The organism is Nocardioides sp. PD653-B2, from assembly GCF_002117935.1.
Taxonomy (GTDB): domain Bacteria; phylum Actinomycetota; class Actinomycetes; order Propionibacteriales; family Nocardioidaceae; genus Nocardioides.
Genome location: NZ_BDJE01000009.1, coordinates 1 through 21151 on the forward strand (window position 1 = coordinate 1; position 21151 = coordinate 21151).

Genomic DNA, 21151 nt, shown 5'->3' on the forward strand with positions numbered 1-21151 from the left:
CCGGGTCGGCGCGGCCGGCGACAACGCCGCTATGGAGTCGTTCTTCTCGCTGCTGCAGAAGAACGTCCTCAACCGCCGTTCCTGGACGACCCGGGACGAGCTGCGGATCGCGATCGTCAGGTGGATCGAGCGGACCTACCACCGCCGTCGGAGGCAGGCTTCCCTCGGGCGATTGACCCCGGTCGAATACGAGCTGATCATGACGACCACCGCCACCCAGGCGGCCTAACCGTAACTGTCACCCGTGCGTGCAGCAGACCCTTCTGTGGCATCTATAGTTCCTACGGTAGATGGCCGGATCTTGACCGGGGAGAGGACCCTTGTGCGAACCGCACTGATCACTGGAATCACTGGGCAGGACGGGTCTTATCTAGCCGAATTGCTCCTCGGCAAGGGATACCTCGTGCACGGTCTGATTCGCCGAGCGTCGACGTTCAACACGTCGCGGATTGACCACCTCTATCAGGACCCACACGACGAGGATGCTCGGCTCTTTCTTCATTACGGCGACCTGTCTGACGGCGCACGCTTGGTGACCCTGCTTCACGACATCCAGCCCGACGAGGTCTACAACCTGGCTGCACAGTCGCACGTTCGCGTCAGTTTCGACGAGCCCGAGCACACGGGAAACACGACCGGCGTCGGCGCGATGCGGCTCCTCGAGGCGGTTCGCATGACGGGCCTCGACTGCAGGTACTACCAAGCGTCCAGTTCGGAGATGTTCGGCGCGACGCCGCCACCTCAGGACGAAGGCACGCCCTTCTACCCGCGGTCCCCGTACGGTGCGGCGAAGGTCTACGCGTACTGGGCGACGAAGAACTATCGCGAGGGCTACGGCATGTTCGCGGTCAACGGCATCCTGTTCAACCACGAGTCGCCCCGCCGAGGAGAGACCTTCGTGACCCGCAAGGTCACCAGGGCGGTCGCGCGGATTCAGGCCGGCCTGGACGACTACGTGTACATGGGCAACCTCGACGCGATACGCGACTGGGGCTACGCGCCCGAGTACGTCGAGGGAATGTGGCGGATGTTGCAGGCCGACGAACCCGACGACTTCGTGCTCGCGACCGGCGGCAGCTTCACCGTGCGCGACTTTGTCGTCACGGCTTTCGAGCACGCGGGCCTCGACTGGGAGAAGCACGTCCGCTTCGACGAGCGCTACCTCCGACCCACGGAGGTGGACGCCCTCATCGGCGATGCCGGCAAGGCCGAACGCGTCCTCGGGTGGAAGCCCAAGGTTCAGACCGACGAGTTGGCTCGGATCATGGTGGATGCCGACATCGAGGCGCTCAAGCACGCCGGACACGCATGGATCGATCGGCCGAGCCTCGAAGGCTGGCCGGTCAGGGATTCAACCGCATGACCACGGTGTCCTACGAGCTGGACAAGTCTGCTCCGTTCTACGTCGCCGGCCATCGCGGGCTCGTCGGCGGAGCGATCTGGCGGGCTCTGGAGAAGGCTGGACACACCAACCTGCTCGGCCAGACGTCGGCCGAGGTCGACCTCCGCGACCGGAACGCAGTCTTCGACTACATGTCGGTCGCCCGGCCGACGTATCTCGTCCTCGCCGCGGCCAAGGTCGGCGGGATCATGGCCAACAACACCTACCCGGTCGACTTCCTGTCCGAGAACCTCCGCATCCAGACCAATGTCATGGACGCTGCGCTGGAGTACGGAACCGAGCGCTTGCTGTTTCTCGGTTCTTCCTGCATCTACCCCAAGCTCGCACCCCAGCCGATCCGCGAGGACTCCCTGCTCACGGGCCACCTGGAGCCGACCAACGACGCCTACGCGATCGCGAAGATCGCCGGGATCCTCCAGGTGCAGGCGGTCCGCCGGCAGTACGACCGGCCCTGGATCTCCGCGATGCCGACGAACCTGTACGGGCCGGGCGACAACTTCTCGCCGACCGGCAGTCATGTGCTCCCCGCCCTGATCCGGCGCTACGACGAGGCCAAGGCAGCGGGCCTTCCCTCTGTGACGAACTGGGGCACCGGGACCCCGCGCAGGGAGTTCTTGCACGTCGACGACATGGCTGCGGCGTGTCTGTATCTCCTCGAGCACTACGACGGGCCTGAGCAGGTCAACGTCGGCACCGGCCGGGACGCAACGATCCAGGAGATCGCACAACTCGTCGCTGAGGCCGTTGGCTACGAGGGCCGCACGGAGTGGGACGCGAGCAAGCCTGACGGCACCCCTCAAAAACTCCTTGACGTGTCGAAGCTGCGTGAGATCGGCTGGGAGTCACAAATCGGTTTGCGAGCCGGTCTGGCCTCGACGGTCGAGTGGTACCGCGAGCACGTCGGGCACCTGCGCGAGGCCGGCTGACACGAACTCGGCCGCCACTCTCGGGCGCGGGTCTCGTCGACGCTCGATACCGCTCGCGGCTCGATCCACGGAAGCGGTCCCGATCAATGTGGGACGGAGGCGACGGCAACCCGGCCGTTGCCGTCGATGGTCAGCGCGCCGTCGGCGTGCTCGATGAAGAGCGCCTCGCCCTGAACCGCCGACGCAGCTCCCGTCTCCGTACTCAGATTGACGGAGCCGTCCAGTACCAGCACGACTCGCGGACCGTCCGTGGCGAGACCCGCCAGGGGGGCGTCCCCCACGGTCAGGGCGAACTCCGTGACAGGAGGTTCGAAGTAGGCGAGGCCGTCCCTTGTCGTAGGTGCCCACTGCGGCGGCGGCATCGGGGTGAAGTTCGTGATCTGGAGGAGCTCCTCGACGTCCACGTGCTTGGGGGTCAACCCGGCCCGCAATACGTTGTCCGACGACGCCATGATTTCGACTCCGAAGCCCGACGTGTAGGCGTGGATGACGCCGGCGCCGAGAAACATTGCCTCGCCCGGAGCCAGCACGACATGGTTGAGCAGCAGGGTGACCAGGACCCCGGGGTCCGCCGGGTAACGGTCGACCAGCGCGGTCGTCTGGGCAAAGACCCGAGTACCTTCGCGGGAGACGCTGGTCCGTTCTCGGAGCTTCTTCCTGATCCGAACGTCCTCGCGGTGCCCTCGTTGTTCTGCCTGCGCCGCAGCTGTTCGTAGATCCGAAAGGAGACGCGTGAGTTCCAGGCCGTCCGTAGCGAGCATCTCCGTCACCACGGCCCGGAGTGTCTGGAAGGCCGGCCCGGACTCGAGTCGTGCGGCGACATCGTCGGCCCAGGGCAGGTCGAGCGTCCGCAGTATCTGGGCTGAGCGGTTGACGTCGCGGAACCCCGCCATTCCCTCGAAGCGGGTGAGCGCGAAGACCATCTCCGGCTTGTGAAACCGGTCTTGATAACTGCGCTTCGGCGCACCGAGCAGCACGCCCGCAGCCTCCTCTGCGGCGTAGCCGAGCTCGGCCCGCTGGCTGGTCGGGTGCACCTGGAGGGAGAGCGGCTCGGCCGCTGCGAGCGCCTTGAGCAGGAAAGGGAGCCGGTCGCCGAATACCGTCCGTACGCGGGGTCCGATCAGGCGTTCCGGGTCCTCGCGGATGGCCTCGTCCAGGGTTCGGCCGTCTGGCAGCCGTGACGGGTCGCCCGGATGGGCGCCGATCCACAGCTCCGCCTGGGGCGCGCCGGTCGGCGGCACCTCCAGGAAGCGGGGGATGTGGTTGCGCGAGCCCCAGGCATAGTCGCGAATGGCGTTGGTCAACAGGAACACGGGTGGTCACTGCCCTGCGTTGGGTGCGGGGGCTTCGAGACGGTTGCTAGCGCAACCTCCTCAACCACCGAGAGTGCTCGGCGACCGATGGGTGGTTTCGAGGCTCGCTTCGCTCGCACCTCAACCACCGGTGGGTCAGGCGCCGGAGTTGATCATCCCCGCACCGACGGTGACGCCGGTGGCCTCGTCGATGAGGATGAACGAGCCGGTGGTGCGGTTCTTCGAGTACGGGTCACACAGCAGCGGCACGGTCGTGCGCAGCTGGACACGACCGATCTCGTTGAGCCCGAGCTCCTTGGTGTCCTGGTCACGGTGCAGGGTGTTGACGTCGAGGCGGTACTGGATGTCCTTGACCAGGGCCCGCGCGCTGCGCGTGGTGTGCTTGATCGCGAGCTTCTGGCGCGGGCGCAGTGGCTCGTTGGTCATCCAGCAGATCATCGCGTCGATGTCCTGGGAGGGCTTGGGAGCGTTGTTGACCCGGGCGATCATGTCGCCGCGCGACACGTCGACGTCGTCCTCGAGGCGGACCGTCACCGACATGGGCGGGAACGCCTCGGTGATCTCCTTGTCGAAGAGGTCGATGCCGGCGATCTTCGAGGTCATGCCGGAGGGCAGGACCACGACCTCGTCGCCCGGCTTGAGCACACCGCCGGCGACCATGCCGCCGTAGCCGCGGTAGTCGTGGTGCTCGTCGGACTTGGGCCGCACGACGTACTGCACCGGGAAGCGGACGTCGACCAGGTCGCGGTCGGAGGCCACGTGGATGTGCTCGAGGTGGTGCATGAGCGTGGGACCGGAGTACCACGGCATGTTCTCGGAGCGGTTCACCACGTTGTCACCCTGGAGCGCCGAGATCGGGATGACCTCGAGGTCGGGGATGTTGAGCTTCGTGGCGAACTGGGTGAACTCGTGGTGGATCTTCTCGTAGACCTCTTCGGAGAAGTCGACGAGGTCCATCTTGTTGACCGCGAGCACGAGGTGCGGCACCCGGAGGAGCGACAGGATCACGGCGTGCCGTCGCGACTGCTCGGTCAGGCCCTGGCGGGCGTCGACGAGCACCAGCCCGAGGTCGGCGGTCGAGGCGCCGGTGACCATGTTGCGGGTGTACTGCACGTGCCCGGGGGTGTCCGCGATGATGAACTTGCGGGTCGGGGTCGCGAAGTAGCGGTACGCCACGTCGATGGTGATGCCCTGCTCGCGCTCGGAGCGCAGGCCGTCGGTCAGCAGCGCGAGGTCGGTGTAGTCGTAGCCCTTGGACACGCTGGTGGCCTCGACGGCCTCCATCTGGTCCTCGAAGATCGACTTGGAGTCGAGCAGGAGGCGACCGATGAGGGTCGACTTGCCGTCGTCGACGGAGCCCGCGGTGGCGAAGCGGAGCAGGTCCATGGAGCGGGTCTGCTCGGCGACCTGCGTCGTGGTGAGGCCAGCGTTGGACTCTGAGTCGGGGGTGGTGCTCATCAGAAGTAGCCTTCCTTCTTCCGGTCCTCCATGGCTGCTTCGGAGAACCGGTCGTCGCCGCGGGTCGCGCCGCGCTCGGTGACGCGGGCGATGGCGACCTCGTCGATGATCTTGTCGATCGTGTCGGCCTCGGACTCGACACACCCGGTGAGGGTCAGGTCGCCGACGGTGCGGAACCGCACGGTGCGCTCGGTGACGGTCTCGTTGCCCTTGGTCGGGTTGAAGTCGCTCTCGGACAGCAGCATCCCGTCGCGCTCGAAGACCCGGCGCTGGTGGGAGAAGTAGATGGAGGGAATCTCGATGCCCTCCTGGCCGATGTAGTGCCAGATGTCGAGCTCGGTCCAGTTGGACAGCGGGAAGATCCGCATGTGCTCGCCCTGGTGGATCCGGCCGTTGTAGAGGCTCCAGAGCTCGGGGCGCTGCATCTTCGGGTCCCACTGGCCGAACTCGTCGCGGTGGGAGTAGACGCGCTCCTTGGCGCGGGCCTTCTCCTCGTCGCGGCGGCCACCACCGAAGGCGGCGGTGAAGCCCTCCTCCTCGAGGGCGTTGAGGAGAGTGCCGATCTGCATGCGGTTGCGGCTGGTCTTGCCGTCGTCGACGACCACGCCGTTCGCGATGGCCTCCTCGACGCTGGCGACCACGAGGCGGACCCCGAGGCGGTTCACCCAGGAGTCGCGGCAGGCGAGGACCTCGGGGAAGTCGTAGCCGGTGTCCACCTGGAGCACCGGGAACGGGATCTTGGCCGGGTAGAACGCCTTCTCGGCGAGCCGCAGCATCACGATCGAGTCCTTGCCGCCCGAGAACATCAGGACAGGCTTCTCGAACTCGGCGGCGACCTCACGGAAGATGTGGATCGACTCCGCCTCCAGCTGGTCGAGCTGACTCAGCTGGTAGTCGGCATGGGTGTCGGTCATGACTGACTGGGTACCTCTCGTCGGGACAGCAGCCCACATCGTAGCCGGGTCGTGACCTCCCACCTCAAACCGGACAAATTCGAGTGCTTCAGGTCACTCTGGGTCCGGTGTGGGCCATTGTTCATGCAAGCGTTCCGTGAACGGTCGCGAATGTGCGCCGTGCGCCACCTACGATGCCGCCATGCGCATCTCCGTCTTCGGTTGCGGCTACCTGGGTGCCGTGCACGCGGCCTGCATGACGCGCCTCGGGCACGACGTCGTCGGTGTCGACGTCATCCCGGAGCACGTGGCCGCGCTGGCCCGCGGGGAGGCGCCGTTCCACGAGCCCGGTCTGCCGGAACTGCTGGCCGAGAGCCTAGGAACCGGCCGCCTGGAGTTCACGACCGATCCGTCGGCAGCTGCCGGCGCCACGGTGCACTTCCTCTGCGTCGGCACGCCGCAGAAGGCGGGTGAGTTCGCTGCCGACCTGCGCTTCGTCCACGCGGGCATCGACGCGATCCTCCCGCTGCTGAAGCCGGGCGATCTCGTCGTCGGCAAGTCGACGGTGCCGGTCGGCACGGCGGAGGAGCTCGCCGAACGGGTGCGCGGGGCCGAGCCCGAGGCGGTGCTGATCTGGAACCCGGAGTTCCTCCGGGAGGGCTTCGCGGTCGAGGACACCCTCCACCCGGACCGTCTCGTGTACGGCGTGCCCGACAGCGGTCTGGGGCGAAGGGCCGTCGAGGTGCTCGATGAGGTCTATGCCGGCGCGATCGCCGAGGGATCGCCGCGGATCGTCGCTGACCTCGCCACAGCTCAGCTGGTCAAGGTCGCGGCCAACTCGTTCCTCGCGACCAAGATCTCCTTCATCAACGCGATGGCGGAGCTCTGCGAGGCCACCGGCGCCGACGTGAAGCTGCTCGCGGACGCGATCGGGCACGACGACCGCATCGGCCGCAAGTTCCTCAACGCGGGCGTGGGCTTCGGTGGGGGCTGTCTCCCCAAGGACATCCGCGCGTTCATGGCCCGCGCAGGTGAGCTCGGCGTCGACCAAGCGCTGACCTTCCTGCGCGAGGTCGACTCGATCAACATGCGGCGCCGGACCCGGATGGTCGACCTGGCCCGCGAGGAGTGCGGCGGCTCGATCGCCGGCCGCAAGATCGCGGTGCTCGGCGCGGCGTTCAAGCCCGACAGCGACGACGTGCGTGACTCGCCGGCGCTGAGCGTGGCCGCCCAGATGCAGCTGCAGGGAGCCCACGTCGTGGTGACCGATCCGCAGGCCATCGACAACGCCCAGAAGAAGTGGCCCGACCTGGCTTTCGCCTCGACGGTCGAGGACGCCGTCGCCGATGTCGAGGTCGTGATGCTCCTGACCGAGTGGCCGGAGTACGTCGCGCTCGACCCGGCCGCGATGAAAGCCCTGGTCGCCGTACCCCGCGTCATCGACGGCCGGAACTGCCTGGAGCCGGCGCAGTGGCGCGCGGCGGGATGGACCTACCGAGCGCTCGGGCGTCCCTGAACCTCACCCTCGAGCTCGGCCACGGTCGGTGAGCCGAACATCGGGAGTCCCTGGGTCTTGCGCAGCAGGCCCCAGATCAGCGGGACGAGGACGACCATCGCAACCCCGACGAGCCCGATCAGCACGGGGTGGGTCTCCTCCTTGCCGAGAGGGGCCCACCCGGCCTTGTCGAGCAGCGCCACGCCCGACATCGTCAGGACGACGACGATGCCCCGGCGGATGAACGACTGGGGCACGCGAGGCGCGATCCGGCTGCCCAGGATGGTGCCGGGGACCGAGCCCACGACCAGCGGGATCAGGATCTGCCAGTCGAGCCCGTTGATCGCGATGTTCGAGATCGCCGCGGCGAGCACCAACGGGACGGCCTGCACCAGGTCGGTGCCGACGAGCTTCACTGCGGACAGGCCGGGGTAGAGCATCAGCAGCGCGATCATGATGACCGAGCCCGACCCGACACTGGTCACCCCGACGAGAAGGCCGCCCAGCGCACCGACGGCGAGCGTGGCGAGCGGGCGGATGCGGGGGTCCGGGTTGGCGTCAGCGGCGCCGCCGCGCACGCGCCGGAGGTTGATGTAGAGCCGCAGCGCGTACGTCGAGGCCGCCAGCAGCAGCGCGAACCCGATGCACTCCTTGAGGAGAGTGTCGAGCGACTCCGGCTCCCCGCCGGCGATCGCGTGGATCAGCCACGGTCCGAGCAGGGCCAGCGGCACCGACCCCAGGATCAGCCACTTGGCGAGCGTGAAGTTGGGGGAGCCCTCGCGAGCGTGCACCACCGCCCCGCCGCTCTTGTAGATGGCGGCGGCGGTCAGGTCCGCCGTGACGACCGTGGCTGCGTCGCCGACACCGAGGAAGATCAGCGCCGGAGTCATCAGCGCACCGCCACCCATGCCGGTCAGGCCCACCACGATGCCGACGAAGAAGCCGGCCGCGAGGATGGAGAAGAAGGCGGTGGTGATCAGGTCGTTCATGCGGTGATCTTCCTCGATCCGGTGAGCGCGGGGAGCACGACGCGCAGCAGGTCTTCGATCGCGCTTGCGGCGGCCTCGGCAGCCTCGGGGCCTTGGCCGTAGGGGTCAGGGATGTCGAGGCTGGGATCAGCGGTGCCCCGGCGCGTGCCGACGGCAGCGAGCAGGTCCCGCCCGGTCACGTCGGTCGCCGAGTTGCGCACGGCCTCCGCGAACTGGCCGAGGGTGAAGACCTTGCGGAAGGCGCCCGGATGGTCGTCCAGGATGAACGTGCGGTGGGCGTTCTCCGCCGTGAGCACCAGGTCGGCGTGGAGCAGCTGTTCGGTCTTGAACGGGCGACTCCGGAAGCTGTGGCCGCCGGTGACGCCGCGCGACGCCAGGGTCGCGGCCATGTCCGGGCTCATCTCACTCCCAGCCGCTCCGTGGGTGCCGGAGCTGGCGAAGGTGACGTGGGCGTCCGGGCCGACCAGGTGGCGCGACGACAGCTCCATGAACGGAGACCGGCAGATGTTGGCCGTGCACACGAAGAGCACGCGGAGGGGGCGCTCGTGCTTGGCGTGGTCTCCCGTGACGCTGCCGTCCGCGGTCGTCTCGGCTCGCTCGCTGGCGCTCGCTGCTCGACCAGGGGTGGGGTGGTTTCGAGACGGTTGCTGCGCAACCTCCTCAACCACCGGGGGTGACGGCTGCGCAACCTCCTCAACCACCGGGGGTGACGGCTGCGCAACCTCCTCAACCACCGGGGGTGACGGCTGCGCGACCTCCTCAAAGACCGGGGGTGACGGCTGCGCGACCTCCTCAAAGACCGGGGGTGACGGCTGCGCGACCTCCTCAACCACCGGAGCTGACGGCTCGGAGTCGGGCTTCGGGGGTTTCGAGACAGGCGCCAGGGCGCCTTCCTCAACCACCGGAGCAGACGGCTCGGTGTCGGGCTTCGGGGGTTTCGAGACAGGCGCTAGCGCGCCTTCCTCAACCACCGAAGCGGACGCCTCGGCAACCTTCTTGGGAACGTGGGTGGGCTGCTTCTCGATGATCGAGGCGACCACCTCGGCGACTGCCGGCGGTTTCGGGACGCGCGCCTGGCTGCCGTCGTCGGCTACTGGCTCGGTCGTCAGGTCGAGGTAGCCCGAGTCCCGGAGCGCGACTAGCACGTCGTCGAGGGCCTCCTCGATGGTGCGGCCGGTGGTGTCGACGCGGACGTCCGCGTCGGCAGGCTCCTCGTAGGGCGAGGAGATGCCGGTGAACTCGGGGATCTCGCCGCGGCGGGCCTTGGCGTACATGCCCTTGCGGTCGCGGCGCTCACACTCGGCGAGCGGGGTCGCGACGTGCACGAGGAAGAAGGCTCCGCCTGCCTCCTCGACCATCGCGCGCACCTGTCGGCGGGTCTCGGCGAACGGCGCGATCGGGCTGCAGACCGCGACACCCCGGTGGCGGGAGATCTCGGCCGCGACCCACCCGATCCGACGGATGTTGGTCTCCCGGTCCTCCTTGGAGAAGGTCAGGCCCGCGGAGAGGTTGCGGCGTACGACGTCGCCGTCGAGGCTCGTCACCGAGCGTGTGCCCTGCTCGAGAAGGCGGTCCGTCAGGGCGCGGGCGAGCGTGGACTTCCCGCTCCCTGAGAGGCCGGTGAAGAAGAGGACCAGGCCCTGCTCGTCGGGGGCGGGTCGGTCGGTCTCCACGATGGCGGCGATCTCCGGGGAGAAGGCGCCCGTCGGGTCTTCGGAAACGCCGACGACGGGATCGCCGGCCGCGTAGTTGCCGACGACCTGGACGCCGAGGTCGTGGTCGACGTCGGGATCGCCGTGCGACGCGAGCGGGATGGCGACGACGGCCGCGTCGGGCAGGTGGTCCGCGGCGGCGAGGGTCGCGCGGATCAGCCCGACCGTCGACAGCTCCGGTGTGCCGTGACCGACGAGGGGCAGGAGCACGACCGGGCCGACGGTGGCGAGGGCGGCGAGCTGGGGCACGGTCAGGGCGTCGACGAGGGGGACGAAGGTGCGACCGGCGTACCGCTCGCGGGTCTCGGTGGGGGACAGGTACAGACGTCGGAACGGCCCGTACTGCGTGTGGGTCAGCGGGTCGATCGTGCCGGCGGGCAGCTCGACCTCGGCGAGGGGCAGCCCCTCCGGGTCCACGATCTCCACGGCGCCGGCCTTGGCGGCGAGCTCGGCGATCGACTCCGGCAACTCCAGCGTGACCGGGCTACCCGGCTCGTTGAAGACCACGGTCGGCACCAGCGCGCCGGTCACGAGCAGCTCGAGGTCGTCGAGCTCACGGGGGCTGGGGCAGAACTGCGGTACGGCGGGCATCGGCACGGAGCAATCCTGCCATTCGGGTGCTCGCTACCCTGCGGGCATGTCTGGTCCCGTGGTCGTCGCCGAGCTCGTCCGTTCCGAATTCGTCGAAGGGCACCACTACGGGTCGGTGGTGGCGCTCGACTCCACCGGCGCCGTCGCCTGGTCGGTGGGCTCGGTGGCGGAGCCGATCCTTCCGCGGTCCAGCAACAAGCCGATCCAGGCGCTCGGGATGGTCCGGATGGGGCTCGACCTCCCGCCCGACCTGCTCGCCCTTGCCTGCGCGTCGCACTCGGGAGAGCCGTTCCACGTCGAGGGCGTCCGCCGCATCCTGGCCTCGGCGGGTCTCGACGAGGCCGCTCTCCGGACCCCGCCCGACTACCCCCTCGACGACGAGGCGCGTGAGGCGGTCATCCGGGCGGGGGGTCACCGCTCCTCGATCCAGATGAACTGCTCGGGCAAGCACGCCGCGATGCTCGCCACGTGCGTCGTCAACGGCTGGGACACCGCGACCTACCTGGACGCGGACCACCCGCTGCAGCGTGGGATCCGGACGGTGTTCGAGGAGGTCACCGGCGAGCCGGTCGTCGCAGTTGCCGTCGACGGCTGTGGTGCGCCGCTGCTGTCCACGTCCCTGGTCGGGCTGGCCGGGGCCTTCCGCAGGATCGCGTTGGGCCTCGACGGCGCGGACCGGCCGGACACCGCCAGCGCCCGGGTCGCCGAGGCGATCCGGCGACACCCGGAGTTCGTGTCGGGCACCCGACGCGACGAGCTCGCGCTCCTGACCGCGATCCCCGGAGCGATCGGGAAGGCCGGAGCCGAGTCCTGCTACGCGGTCGCGCTCCCCGACGGCCGCGCCTTCGCGCTGAAGACCGACGACGGCGCCGCGCGGGTGCGGCCGGTCGTGATGGCCGAGGCGCTGCGGCGTTCGGGAGTCGACAACGAGCCCGGCGTCGACGGCGAAGCGGTGCGGCGTACCGGTGTCGTCCCGCTGCTCGGCGGTGGTCAGCCGGTCGGGGAGATCCGGGCGGTCTTCTGATCTGCCGTGTGGTTGAGGCCCTGCGTTTGCTGCGCAACCTCCTCGACCAACGGTTGAGTGGTTTCGAGGCTCGCTGCGCTCCCACCTCAACCACCGAGGTGGGAGTGATTGCTGGTGTTAGCAAGGCTCGGTTACGCGAAAACCCTTGTTTCGTTGGACAAATCTGGTGGTTGTGAACGGGATCACGCCGAATCGGGGCACCTCTGCTTGCAATTGCTAGCAGGAGTTAGCACAGTAGAGGTATGGCAATGGGAAAGGTCGGCAAGACCGTCGAGTCCCTCGGTGATTACCTGAAGGAACAGCGGGTCGCGGCCCAGCTCTCGCTCCGGCAGCTCGCCGAGCAGGCCGGGGTCTCCAACCCCTACCTGAGCCAGATCGAGCGTGGACTGCGTCGGCCCTCGGCCGAGGTGCTGCAGCAGATCGCGAAGGCTCTGCGGATCTCCGCGGAGCAGCTCTACGTCCGCGCCGGCATCGTCAGCCCCCAGGACGGCGTCGGTGGGTCGGTGGAGCTCGCGATCCTCGGCGACACCAAGCTCACCGAGCGCCAGAAGCAGTCCCTGCTGGACGTCTACGCGTCGTTCCTCGCCCTCAACGGGTCGAGCGATGCGACAGGCCGTCCGGCCAGCTGAACCCCGCAGGTCCGGTGACGTGCCGGACCGCCAACCGAAGGAGCAGGAACATGGCCAAGGCCAAGTTCGACATCAAGACCGAGGCGAGCCGCCCGATCTACGCCGGGGTTGGCGTCACCGACCTCGCCGTGGGACTCGTGCGTGACTACGTCGCCGACGTGCAGAAGAAGTTCGCCGGTGTCCAGAAGGACGTCCAGACCCGGGTCAGCAGCATCGAGCTCGAGCCGAAGGCGCTACGCGAGCAGGCCGCGACCGTGGTCATCGCCCGGGTCGACGCTCTCTCGAAGGACGCCAAGGCGCGTCGTGCGGTCATCGAGGCCCGCGTGGCCGAGCTGCAGGCCGACGCCAAGGCGCTGCCGATCAAGGTCCAGTCCGTCGTGGCCGAGAACGTCTCGACGGCCACTGAGACCTACGCCGACCTCGCCAAGCGCGGCGAGACCCTGGTCGAGCGGATCCGCAAGCAGTCGTCGACCCAGGCGACCGTGACCTCCGCCAAGACGACCTCGGCGAAGGCCAAGACTACGAAGACCCAGGCGACCAAGGCCACCAAGACCACCGCCAAGAAGACCGCCAAGAAGGCGTCCACGACCGCCAAGAAGACGTCGACGGCCCCGAGGAGCAGCGCCAAGGCCACCTCGACCGCGGCGAAGAAGACCGCGTCGAACGCCGCACAGGCGACCACGGACGCTGCGACGAAGGTCGGCAGCTGAAGAGCGCCCGACGATGAGCAGCTGACGCTGTTCTGAGTCATGGCGGCCCCTGGGAGGTAGGTGCTCCCGGGGGCCGTGCTGCGTCTGCCCCCGTAGGCTGAGCCTGTGCTGACCGTGTTCCAGGCCGAGTCGATCTTCATGCTGATCGTCGAGCTCGTGCTCATCGCCGTGAAGATCTTCGCCTTCGTGAACTCCCTGATGTACTCGTCGGAGTCGTACGCGGCCGCCAACAAGCTGACCAAGCCGGCCTGGACGATCATTCTCGGGCTCGGGCTGGTGGTGCAGCTGGTGATCGGCGGGCCGCTCGGGTTCATCAACATCGCATTCACGATCGCGGCGTTCGTCTACCTCGCCGACGTGCGTCCAGCGCTGGCTTCGCTGACCCGTCGCTGATTTTGGAGATTCGTCGGACACGACTGTGCCTGACGCGAGACGCTGAAGGCACACAGCACGTTGGTCTACTGGGGGGTAGTCATGGGTGAGTCATCTGCGCGGCCGTGGGGATCGTGGGAGATCCTCGACGAGGCTGACGGCTACAAGGTCAAGCGCATCGTCGTGCTGCCGCATTCGCGGCTGTCCTACCAGACGCACCAGCACCGGTCGGAGCACTGGGTCATTGTCTCCGGCAAGGCGTCCTGCGTCGTCGAGGGTGAGCTCTCCTATGCCGGACCCGGGGACTGCGTCGATGTCGCCCAGGGCGCTGCGCACCGGATCATCAACGAGCAGGACGAGACGCTCGTGATCATCGAGATCCAGCGCGGGGAGTACACCGGCGAGGATGACATCGTCCGGCTCGAGGACGACTACGGTCGCTGCCCGGACGGGCACTGAGCGGAGGGCGCGTCTCAGTACGCGCCGCGTCGGCTGAAGACAGCACCGACGGTCTTCGTCAGGATGTTGAGGTCCTGGAGCATCGACCAGTTGTCGACGTAGTAGAGATCGAGTCGGATCGCCTCGCTCCACGACAGGTCGGACCGTCCGGAGACCTGCCAGAGACCAGTCATGCCGGGTCGCACGCGGAGCCTCCGACGCGTGTCCGTGTGGTAGGTCGCGACCTCGAGCGGGAGTGGTGGCCGGGGCCCGACCAGGCTCATCTCCCCGCGCAGGACATTCCACAGCTGCGGCAGCTCGTCCAACGAGTAGCGCCGCAGCCACCGGCCGGGCTTGGTGATCCTCGGGTCGTCCTTCATCTTGAAGAGTCCACCCTCGTAGCCTTCAGCAACCTGCAGCGCTGCTAGTCGCGCCTCGGCATCGACCACCATGGAGCGGAACTTCAGGCAGCGGAACTCACCGCCGTTCCGGCCGATCCTGGTCTGGGGGAAGAAGATCGGGCCACCGTCAGCGACCTTGATCCGCGCTGCTGCGATCGCGAAGAGAGGCGCGAAGGCGATCAGGAGCAAAGTCGAACTAACGACGTCGAAGAGGCGCTTGCCCCACCGGGCCGCGTCGGTGGCTCGAGGAGGGTCGATGTGGATGAGTGGGAGGCCACCGACCGGACGCACCCGGACTCGTTCTCCGGACACGTCCGTGACGCTCGGCGCCACGACCACCTGCACGTCCTGCTGCTCGAGGTCCCAGGCGATCTTGCGGAGCTGGTTGGCCGAGGAGAGCGCGCCGCCTGCGAAGAAGATGATGTCGAGGTCGGAGGTCTTGACCACCGAGGTGGCCTCCTCGCAGGAGCCGATGACGGGGATCCCCGATCCTGTGACCTCGTTGAGGTCGTGTGCCGGGGTGAGGGCTCCCACGACGTGGTAGCCGAGCCACGACTCACGCCGCAGGACCGCGGCGATCTCGTCGACGTGAGACGGCAGACCGGCGATCGCCACCCGGTACTGGAGCTTCCCCTGACGTCGTGCCTCGTGGACTGTGCGGCGGAGCGAGTAGCGACCGAGGATCAGCGACGGCACGCCGACGGCGAACAGCAGCAGGAAGAACCCGCGCGAGAGCGAGAACTTGGCCAGGTAGCAGCTCACGCCGAGCAACCCGGCCGTGACGAGGCTGGCGTTCAGCACCCGCTTGTACTCGTCGGTCCCGGCACCGAAGACGTCGTTGCGGTAGCCGCCCATGAAGGCGATGACCAGGATCCAGCCGAGGACCACGAGTGGTCCGGCGACGGTCAGGTTGGAGGAGACGTCGGCGGCGTTCTCGAAGATCGGCAGTCGTCTGCGACCCGTGATGGCCAGCAGGCCGACGGTGGCGACGATGGCCAGATCGAGCAGGAGCGCTGACGTGGGCAGATACCTGAGCGCGCGGCTCGGCGCTCCCGTTAGCTCGTTCCTTCTCACCGAGAGAAGTGTCATCGCCGTTCCGTCCAATCCCCCGAGACCCCCAGTGTTCACATTCGCGGGATCTGCTTCGCCTGCATCCGTGTCATCTTTCCTCGAAAAGCCGAGGCCTGCAGGCGAATGTCCAACCACGGTAGGCGCCGAATGTTACGGGCGGACGTCGGTCAGTTGGCGCGGCCGACCTCACTCACGTCGTGGCCGGCGACCCGCCGGCGGGCCCTACATACCGCTCCCATGCTCCAGGGCTGTCGGGGTGGACGTCCACGCCGGCGCACCACTCTTCGAACGGGGTCGTCAGCGGCTCGACGTCTGGGTCAGCCAGGTCATCCCACATGTGCGCTCGTCCTCCCGAAGAGGCACTCGTCGGAGTCCTCATCGGTCGTGCAGGGTTCTGCCTGAGGAACGAGCGCATCGCCACGCGCAGCACCTTCACAACCATGTGGTTGACGATCTGGTCGCCGCGACCTACGCTCTCTGCAACCAGTCGGTTGAGGAGGGGACATGGCGGACCAGCTCTCGCGGGTGTTCCAGGCGCTGGCGGACCCGACCCGGCGCGACCTGGTCGCGCGGCTCGCCACCGACGGCGATGCCTCGGTCGGCGACCTCGCGGCGCCGTACGACGTCAGCGTGCAGGCGGTCTCGAAGCACCTCAAGGTGCTCGAGGAGGCGGGTCTCGTCAGTCGCAGCCGCGACGCCCAGCGGCGACCCGTGCACCTCGAGGCGGAGGTGTTCGACCTGATGACCAGGTGGATCGAGCGCTACCGGCAGCAGGCCGAGGAGCGCTACCAGCGGCTGGACGCGCTGCTCGAGCGGACGGACGTGCAGCCCGAGGACCGAGCAGAAGGAGCGGCATCGTGAGTGCAGCAACCAGGAACGAGACCAGGATCGAGGCGCTGCCCGACCTCCCGGTCATCCGGATCACGCGCGAGTTCGACGCGCCGCCGGCGCGCGTCTTCCAGGCGCACGTCGACCCCGACCTCTTCGCGCAGTGGGTCGGGCCGCGCAGCATCGACACCGAGATCACCACCTGGGACGCCCGCACCGGCGGCGAGTGGCGCTACACCGCGAGCCGGGACGAGGAGGGCTTCTCCATGGGCTTCTGGGGCTCCTTCCACGAGGTCCGGCCGGACGAGCGGATCGTCCAGACGTTCTCCTTCGACGGCGCGCCGGACGGCGTCAGCCTCGAGACGATGACCTTCGAAGCATTGGATGGTGGCCGCTGCCGGATCGTCGGTACCTCGGTCGTCGAGTCCGTCGAGCTGCGGGACCGGATCCTCTCCAGTGGGATGGACGTCGGCGTCAACGAGGGCTACGAGAAGCTCGACGAGCTGCTGGCGGCCGCCGGGTGAGCGCCGCGGACGAGCACCGCCGGGTCGCCGGCGCCTTCACCGACCGGGTGGTCGGCGCCACCGACTGGGACGCACCGGCGCCGGTCGAGGGGTGGGCGGCGCGCGACGTCGTACGCCACCTGGTCGAGTGGTTGCCGGCCCTGCTCCAGGGCGGGGCGGGGGTGACGCTGGCGCGCGGGCCCTCGGTCGACGACGACCCGGTGGGCGCCTGGCGGGTGCACAGCGACGCGGTCCAGGCGCTGCTGGACGACCCGGAGACCCCTTCGAAGGTGCTGACCAACCCCCACATCGGCGAGGTGCCGCTCGACGAGGCCGTCGACCGCTTCTACACCGCCGACGTCTTCATGCACACCTGGGACCTGGCCCGGGCGACCGGGCAGGACGAGACCCTCGACGCCGAGAAGTGCGCCGTGATGCTGGCCGGCATGGAGCCGATGGACGAGATGCTCCGGGCGAGCGGTCAGTACGGACCGCGGGTCGACGTCCCCGCCGACGCGGACGTGCAGACCCGGTTGATCGCTTTCATCGGGAGGGACCCCCGGCCGTAGGGTGGATCTCATGAAGGTTCTCGTCACCGGCGGCGCCGGCTACATCGGCTCCACGACCGCCAAGGCCCTCGAGGAGGCCGGCCACACGCCGGTGATCCTCGACTCCCTGCTGACCGGCCCGCTCGTCTTCGTGAAGGACCGGATCTTCTACGAGGGCGACATCGCCGACCGTGCGCTGCTGCGCCGGATCGTCGACGAGCACCCCGACATCGACGCCACCATCCACATGGCCGCGCGGATCGTCGTGCCGGAGTCCGTGGAGAAGCCGTACGAGTACTACCGCGACAACGTGGCCAAGTCGCTCGAGCTGTTCGACGAGCTGAACGCGCTCGGCAAGTCGCGGGTGCTCTTCTCCTCGTCGGCGTCGCTCTACGCGACCAAGGACGACTTCGAGGTGACCGAGAACGACCTGCTCGACCCGCAGTCGCCGTACGCCCGCACCAAGCGGATGATGGAGGAGGTGCTCCAGGACATGGCGGCAGCGACCGACCTGCGGGCGATCATCCTGCGTTACTTCAACCCGATCGGCTCCGACCCCGACCTCGAGTCCGGTATCTACGCCAAGGAGCCGTCGCACGTGCTCGGGCAGCTGGTGATGGCCGCGCGTGGCAAGAAGGACGCCTTCACGATCACCGGCACCGAGCACCCGACCCGCGACGGCACGGGCATCCGCGACTACATCCACGTCTGGGACCTGGCGCGGGCGCACGTGCGCGCCGTCGAGCAGTTCGACGAGGTGATCGCCGCCGCCGGTGCGCCGAGCGTGATCATCAACGTCGGCACCGGGTCGGGGGTGACCGTGCGCGAGCTGGTCGTGGCGTTCGAGAACGTCTTCGGCCGGCAGGTGCCCGTCCGCGAGGCCCCGCCGCGCCCGGGTGACGCCGTCGGCGCCTTCGCCAACGTCGACCGGTCGGCCGAGCTCCTCGGCTGGCGCACCGAGCTCTCGCTGGAGGACTCGATCGCGTCCGCGCTCGCCTGGGGTGAGAAGCGCGAGGAGATCCTGGGGTACGAGTGATGTCCGGCTTCCTCGCCTCCCTCCTCGCACTGCTCTTCGCGGTCCCGGGTGCGGACGCGCCCCCGTCGTACGTCGCGTCGCCCCCGGGATCCGTCGCCCGTCCGCTGGACGGCCGGGTCGTCGTCATCGATCCGGGTCATCAGCTGGGCAACCACAACTTCCCGCGCCGGATCAACCGGCAGGTGCCCGCCGGCGGGTTCGAGAAGCCGTGCAACACGACCGGGACCGCCACCAACGGTGGCTACCCGGAGGCGACGTTCGCCTGGCAGGTCTCGAAGCTGCTGCAGGCGCGGCTCGAGAAGCTGGGCGCCACCGTCCGGCTGACCCGCACCACCAACCGGCAGGACCGTTGGGGCCCGTGCGTGAACGAGCGCGGCCGGGCGGGCAACCGGGTCGAGGCCGACCTGAAGATCAGCGTGCACGGTGACGGCTCGTACACCGCCGGCGCCCGCGGCTTCCACGTCATCGCACCCACCGACCGGCGCCCGTGGACCCACGACATCTACCGCACCTCGAAGCGGCTCGCCGTCGACACCCGCGCGGCTCTGCGCGCCCGGGGGCTCCCGGTGGCCAACTACATCGCCGGTGGCGACGGCCTCGACTTCCGCTCCGACCTGGGCACCCTCAACCTCTCGGACGTCCCGACGGTGATGGTCGAGCTCGGCAACATGCGCAACGCGGCCGACGCACACCGGATGACCAGCCGGGCCGGTCGGCACACCTACGCGCGGGCGCTCAGCGACGCCGTACAACGCTTTCTCAACTGACCGCGCAGGCTCTGAATTCGAAGCGGCTCCCTCCACGAGCTGGAAGGTGTCTCCAAGGCCTCGACCGGCTCGGCGCGGGTCACCCGTTTCTGTCGAGCGCCCACATCTAATTGCGCCATCCGTGGGGGTGACCGAGCACTTTTGCGGCGCGATGCAACGTGACTGCGGCCGTGTCTCGGGCGAGTCGTCTCGGTGTGCGAGCAGTCACTCCGACCGTGCGTCCAATCCGCGACATGAACTGCGCGTTCTCGGAGGTCCAAAACCATGAGTCGGGGTCGCGGGTCAATTTGTAGAGCGAACTGATGCCGTTTCCCTTCTCCGAGGGCAGGTGCCAGATTGTCATCGAGGGTTCATCCCCGTGGATCGTCCGGTAAGTCGCCGAGGTCCATATGCGTCTGACGTGCGGACGCAAAGATGTGATCGGCACACCCAGGAAGGCGTAGCTGAAGATGTGCTCCTCAGTCGGAAACCGGGTCTGTCCGTCGCTGTGACGTGCCAGCGAAAATGCCCATGCCGTCTGAGCGCGGTCGAGCACCACGGGCGCCCATGACGCGGGAACGATGTAGCACTCACCGCCGAAGTGAACCGGCGGGCTGTTCGACGGCTCACCCAGCAGCGCGTGCAACTCGCCGGCCTCGGCGAGTGAAAGGCCGCCAATTGACGTGTCCGGCGGGTAATTCAGAGGCATCGCTCCAACGGTGGCGCCCACGTCGGTCAACATCGCGTCGAGCGGTCGAACGCACACCACGTCAGGATCAATGAACACGGTGTCTTGGTCACGGCACGCTCGAACAGCGTCAAGCATGTACAGAGACCCGGCGAACTGCTTGGAGAAGCCGACCGGAGGTGCGTGGTCAAAGGCCTGCAGCGTGATGGTTACGTCCAGGTTCGCCAGCTCCCGACGGTAGGGAACTGGGGGCGGTTCGTTCGTGACCAGTTGCAGAGGCAAGTCTTCGTGCCACCGACGTACGGAGGCGAACGCTACAACCATGGCCTGGTAGTACGCCTCGAGAGGATCGCCGAATCGGCGCCTTCGCAGATTTGGATTCTGGTCTGCGGGGACCCGCACGAACGCGATCGCAACGGTCGGCCTCACGCCGTCAACACTAGGCCAGTGGCAACCGGACTAGCGATGGCCGTCGGCGTTCCGAAAGGCAAGGGTGTCCACCTGGCTGCTGTGAAACGAGTAGCCATGCTCAGCGAGCAGGTCGCGGCATGAATTCTGGTCTGCGAGGCTCAGGTGCTTGTGTTCGTAATTGATCAGTCGCGGAGTGCAACCCGCCTCGATCGTGGAGCGGATCACTTCGAGGTCGTGTCCCTCGGTGTCGATCTGGAGCACCAGAACGGGGCCGATATCGGGATGGGCGTCCAGAAGCTGTCTCATAGTGACGACGGGCACGGTGACCGTCTCGATGAGTTCGGAGAAGTCTGCGCCCACGCCCGGCCAATCCTGGTGTTTCAGGAGCACCGACTTGTCGAAACTAGCCAAGCCCTGCGCCCACGGGGGCAGATCTCGTGCGGTCGGGCTTATCCGGTAGAGCTGTGCTTCGCCAGACTGCGTGCTCACGGCGACGTTCGCGAACTCCACACGCGCCTCGTCGGCGTAGTTCTGCCTCAGTTGCTCAAAGAGATCGGGCAGAGGTTCGACAAGTAGGGCTGGCAGGCCAAGCTTCAAGAGAGTGGCTCTCACGGGATCGCCCATCACGCCGTCGTTGGCCCCGATCTGCACCACAGCGCCGGTCCCATGTTTGAGGACACAGAACTCTGTCAGCACCGCGAGAGTGTCCAGCGCAGGCCCGATCGTGCTCGCGCGGGGGACGATCTCATGACCCTGTGCATTCACTGCGCGCCGCACAAGACGCTTCACGCCTTGCTTGATAGCTCTCACCGGGGGCTTCACAGCCGAACCGTAAGTTAACGCCGTGCGATCCCGCTACACACGCCGCACTCCACCCATGCCAGCGCGGTGAATCGGCCCCGGTCTGATGGAGGCTGCTCAATCCTGGGGAAGATGCTGCCTGTGGCCAGGCAGTCGTGCCTGTCAG

Annotated in this window: 22 protein-coding genes; 14 read left to right on the plus strand and 8 right to left on the minus strand. The window is 67.9% G+C overall.

Features of this window, described 5'->3' with window-relative positions; genetic code table 11:
* The 3 genes from PD653B2_RS03730 to PD653B2_RS03740 form a co-directional block, all read left to right on the plus strand.
* Positions 1-229, plus strand: a 229-nt coding sequence (locus PD653B2_RS03730) for an integrase core domain-containing protein (protein ID WP_165763316.1), incomplete at its 5' end; no start/stop codon positions are given.
* Between the two features lie 93 nt (positions 230-322).
* On the plus strand, positions 323-1363 hold the full coding sequence (gene gmd / locus PD653B2_RS03735; RefSeq protein WP_085870993.1) for a GDP-mannose 4,6-dehydratase: 1041 nt from the start codon (positions 323-325) through the stop codon (positions 1361-1363).
* A complete protein-coding gene (locus PD653B2_RS03740) occupies positions 1360-2328 on the plus strand; it encodes a GDP-L-fucose synthase family protein (RefSeq protein ID WP_089503879.1) in 969 nt (322 codons plus the stop codon). Before gmd ends, PD653B2_RS03740 begins: the two co-directional genes overlap by 4 nt.
* An 83-nt stretch (positions 2329-2411) precedes the next feature.
* Here the strand turns inward: PD653B2_RS03740 and manA are convergent, their stop codons facing one another.
* The 3 genes from manA to cysD all read right to left on the minus strand — a co-directional run bounded on the left by manA (position 2412) and on the right by cysD (position 6013).
* Positions 2412-3641: a mannose-6-phosphate isomerase, class I gene (gene manA / locus PD653B2_RS03745; RefSeq protein ID WP_085870995.1), complete on the minus strand. Its 1230-nt coding sequence runs from the start codon at positions 3639-3641 to the stop codon at positions 2412-2414.
* Between the two features lie 135 nt (positions 3642-3776).
* The gene (cysN, locus tag PD653B2_RS03750; protein ID WP_085870996.1) at positions 3777-5099 is read right to left on the minus strand and encodes a sulfate adenylyltransferase subunit CysN; all 1323 of its coding nucleotides are present in this window, start codon (positions 5097-5099) and stop codon (positions 3777-3779) included.
* On the minus strand, positions 5099-6013 hold the full coding sequence (gene cysD, locus PD653B2_RS03755; RefSeq protein ID WP_085870997.1) for a sulfate adenylyltransferase subunit CysD: 915 nt from the start codon (positions 6011-6013) through the stop codon (positions 5099-5101). The genes cysN and cysD overlap by 1 nt, the downstream gene beginning before the upstream one ends.
* A 181-nt stretch (positions 6014-6194) precedes the next feature.
* On the opposite strand from cysD, the gene PD653B2_RS03760 reads away from it, so the two are divergent.
* Entirely contained in the window at positions 6195-7508 is a 1314-nt protein-coding gene (locus PD653B2_RS03760; RefSeq protein ID WP_085870998.1) for a UDP-glucose dehydrogenase family protein, read from the plus strand.
* On the opposite strand, the gene PD653B2_RS03765 is transcribed toward PD653B2_RS03760, so the two are convergent.
* Positions 7484-8476, minus strand: coding sequence for a sulfite exporter TauE/SafE family protein (locus PD653B2_RS03765; protein WP_085870999.1), 993 nt, complete (start codon positions 8474-8476; stop codon positions 7484-7486). The genes PD653B2_RS03760 and PD653B2_RS03765 overlap by 25 nt on opposite strands.
* Complete coding sequence (cysC, locus tag PD653B2_RS25835) at positions 8473-10779, minus strand: adenylyl-sulfate kinase (protein ID WP_278247403.1); 2307 nt, start codon at positions 10777-10779, stop codon at positions 8473-8475. The genes PD653B2_RS03765 and cysC overlap by 4 nt, the downstream gene beginning before the upstream one ends.
* A 46-nt stretch (positions 10780-10825) precedes the next feature.
* Here cysC and PD653B2_RS03775 point away from each other — a divergent pair, with 46 nt between their 5' ends.
* The 5 genes from PD653B2_RS03775 (at position 10826) to PD653B2_RS03795 (ending at position 13973) form a co-directional block, all read left to right on the plus strand.
* A complete protein-coding gene (locus tag PD653B2_RS03775; RefSeq protein ID WP_085871001.1) occupies positions 10826-11803 on the plus strand; it encodes an asparaginase in 978 nt (325 codons plus the stop codon).
* A 242-nt stretch (positions 11804-12045) separates the two neighbouring features.
* Positions 12046-12432: a helix-turn-helix domain-containing protein gene (locus PD653B2_RS03780; RefSeq protein WP_085871002.1), complete on the plus strand. Its 387-nt coding sequence runs from the start codon at positions 12046-12048 to the stop codon at positions 12430-12432.
* 50 nt (positions 12433-12482) lie between these two features.
* Positions 12483-13142: a hypothetical protein gene (locus PD653B2_RS24740; RefSeq protein ID WP_085871003.1), complete on the plus strand. Its 660-nt coding sequence runs from the start codon at positions 12483-12485 to the stop codon at positions 13140-13142.
* Between the two features lie 105 nt (positions 13143-13247).
* A complete protein-coding gene (locus PD653B2_RS03790; RefSeq protein WP_085871004.1) occupies positions 13248-13535 on the plus strand; it encodes a DUF2516 family protein in 288 nt (95 codons plus the stop codon).
* An 81-nt stretch (positions 13536-13616) separates the two neighbouring features.
* Positions 13617-13973, plus strand: coding sequence for a phosphomannose isomerase type II C-terminal cupin domain (locus PD653B2_RS03795; RefSeq protein WP_085871005.1), 357 nt, complete (start codon positions 13617-13619; stop codon positions 13971-13973).
* Positions 13974-13987: 14 nt separating this feature from the next.
* Here the strand turns inward: PD653B2_RS03795 and PD653B2_RS03800 are convergent, their stop codons facing one another.
* Entirely contained in the window at positions 13988-15427 is a 1440-nt protein-coding gene (locus tag PD653B2_RS03800) for a sugar transferase (protein ID WP_165763317.1), read from the minus strand.
* A 501-nt stretch (positions 15428-15928) separates the two neighbouring features.
* On the opposite strand from PD653B2_RS03800, the gene PD653B2_RS03805 reads away from it, so the two are divergent.
* Genes PD653B2_RS03805 through PD653B2_RS03825 form a run of 5 tightly spaced genes read left to right on the plus strand, consistent with a single transcriptional unit; the run spans position 15929 to position 19106 of the window.
* The gene (locus PD653B2_RS03805) at positions 15929-16285 is read left to right on the plus strand and encodes an ArsR/SmtB family transcription factor (protein ID WP_085871007.1); all 357 of its coding nucleotides are present in this window, start codon (positions 15929-15931) and stop codon (positions 16283-16285) included.
* Positions 16282-16776: an SRPBCC family protein gene (locus PD653B2_RS24745; protein WP_085871008.1), complete on the plus strand. Its 495-nt coding sequence runs from the start codon at positions 16282-16284 to the stop codon at positions 16774-16776. The genes PD653B2_RS03805 and PD653B2_RS24745 overlap by 4 nt, the downstream gene beginning before the upstream one ends.
* A complete protein-coding gene (locus tag PD653B2_RS24750; protein WP_085871009.1) occupies positions 16773-17324 on the plus strand; it encodes a TIGR03086 family metal-binding protein in 552 nt (183 codons plus the stop codon). Before PD653B2_RS24745 ends, PD653B2_RS24750 begins: the two co-directional genes overlap by 4 nt.
* Before the next feature lie 10 nt (positions 17325-17334).
* Positions 17335-18339 (plus strand): UDP-glucose 4-epimerase GalE, encoded by a 1005-nt coding sequence (galE, locus tag PD653B2_RS03820; RefSeq protein ID WP_085871010.1) that lies wholly within the window; start codon positions 17335-17337, stop codon positions 18337-18339.
* Positions 18339-19106 carry an N-acetylmuramoyl-L-alanine amidase family protein gene (locus PD653B2_RS03825; RefSeq protein WP_085871011.1) on the plus strand — a complete coding sequence of 256 codons (768 nt, stop codon included), beginning with the start codon at positions 18339-18341 and terminating at the stop codon, positions 19104-19106. Before galE ends, PD653B2_RS03825 begins: the two co-directional genes overlap by 1 nt.
* A gap of 106 nt (positions 19107-19212) precedes the next feature.
* On the opposite strand, the gene PD653B2_RS03830 is transcribed toward PD653B2_RS03825, so the two are convergent.
* On the minus strand, positions 19213-20202 hold the full coding sequence (locus PD653B2_RS03830) for a hypothetical protein (protein WP_085894181.1): 990 nt from the start codon (positions 20200-20202) through the stop codon (positions 19213-19215).
* A gap of 30 nt (positions 20203-20232) precedes the next feature.
* Positions 20233-21006 (minus strand): FkbM family methyltransferase, encoded by a 774-nt coding sequence (locus tag PD653B2_RS03835; protein WP_133058866.1) that lies wholly within the window; start codon positions 21004-21006, stop codon positions 20233-20235.
* Positions 21007-21151: the final 145 nt, after the last annotated feature.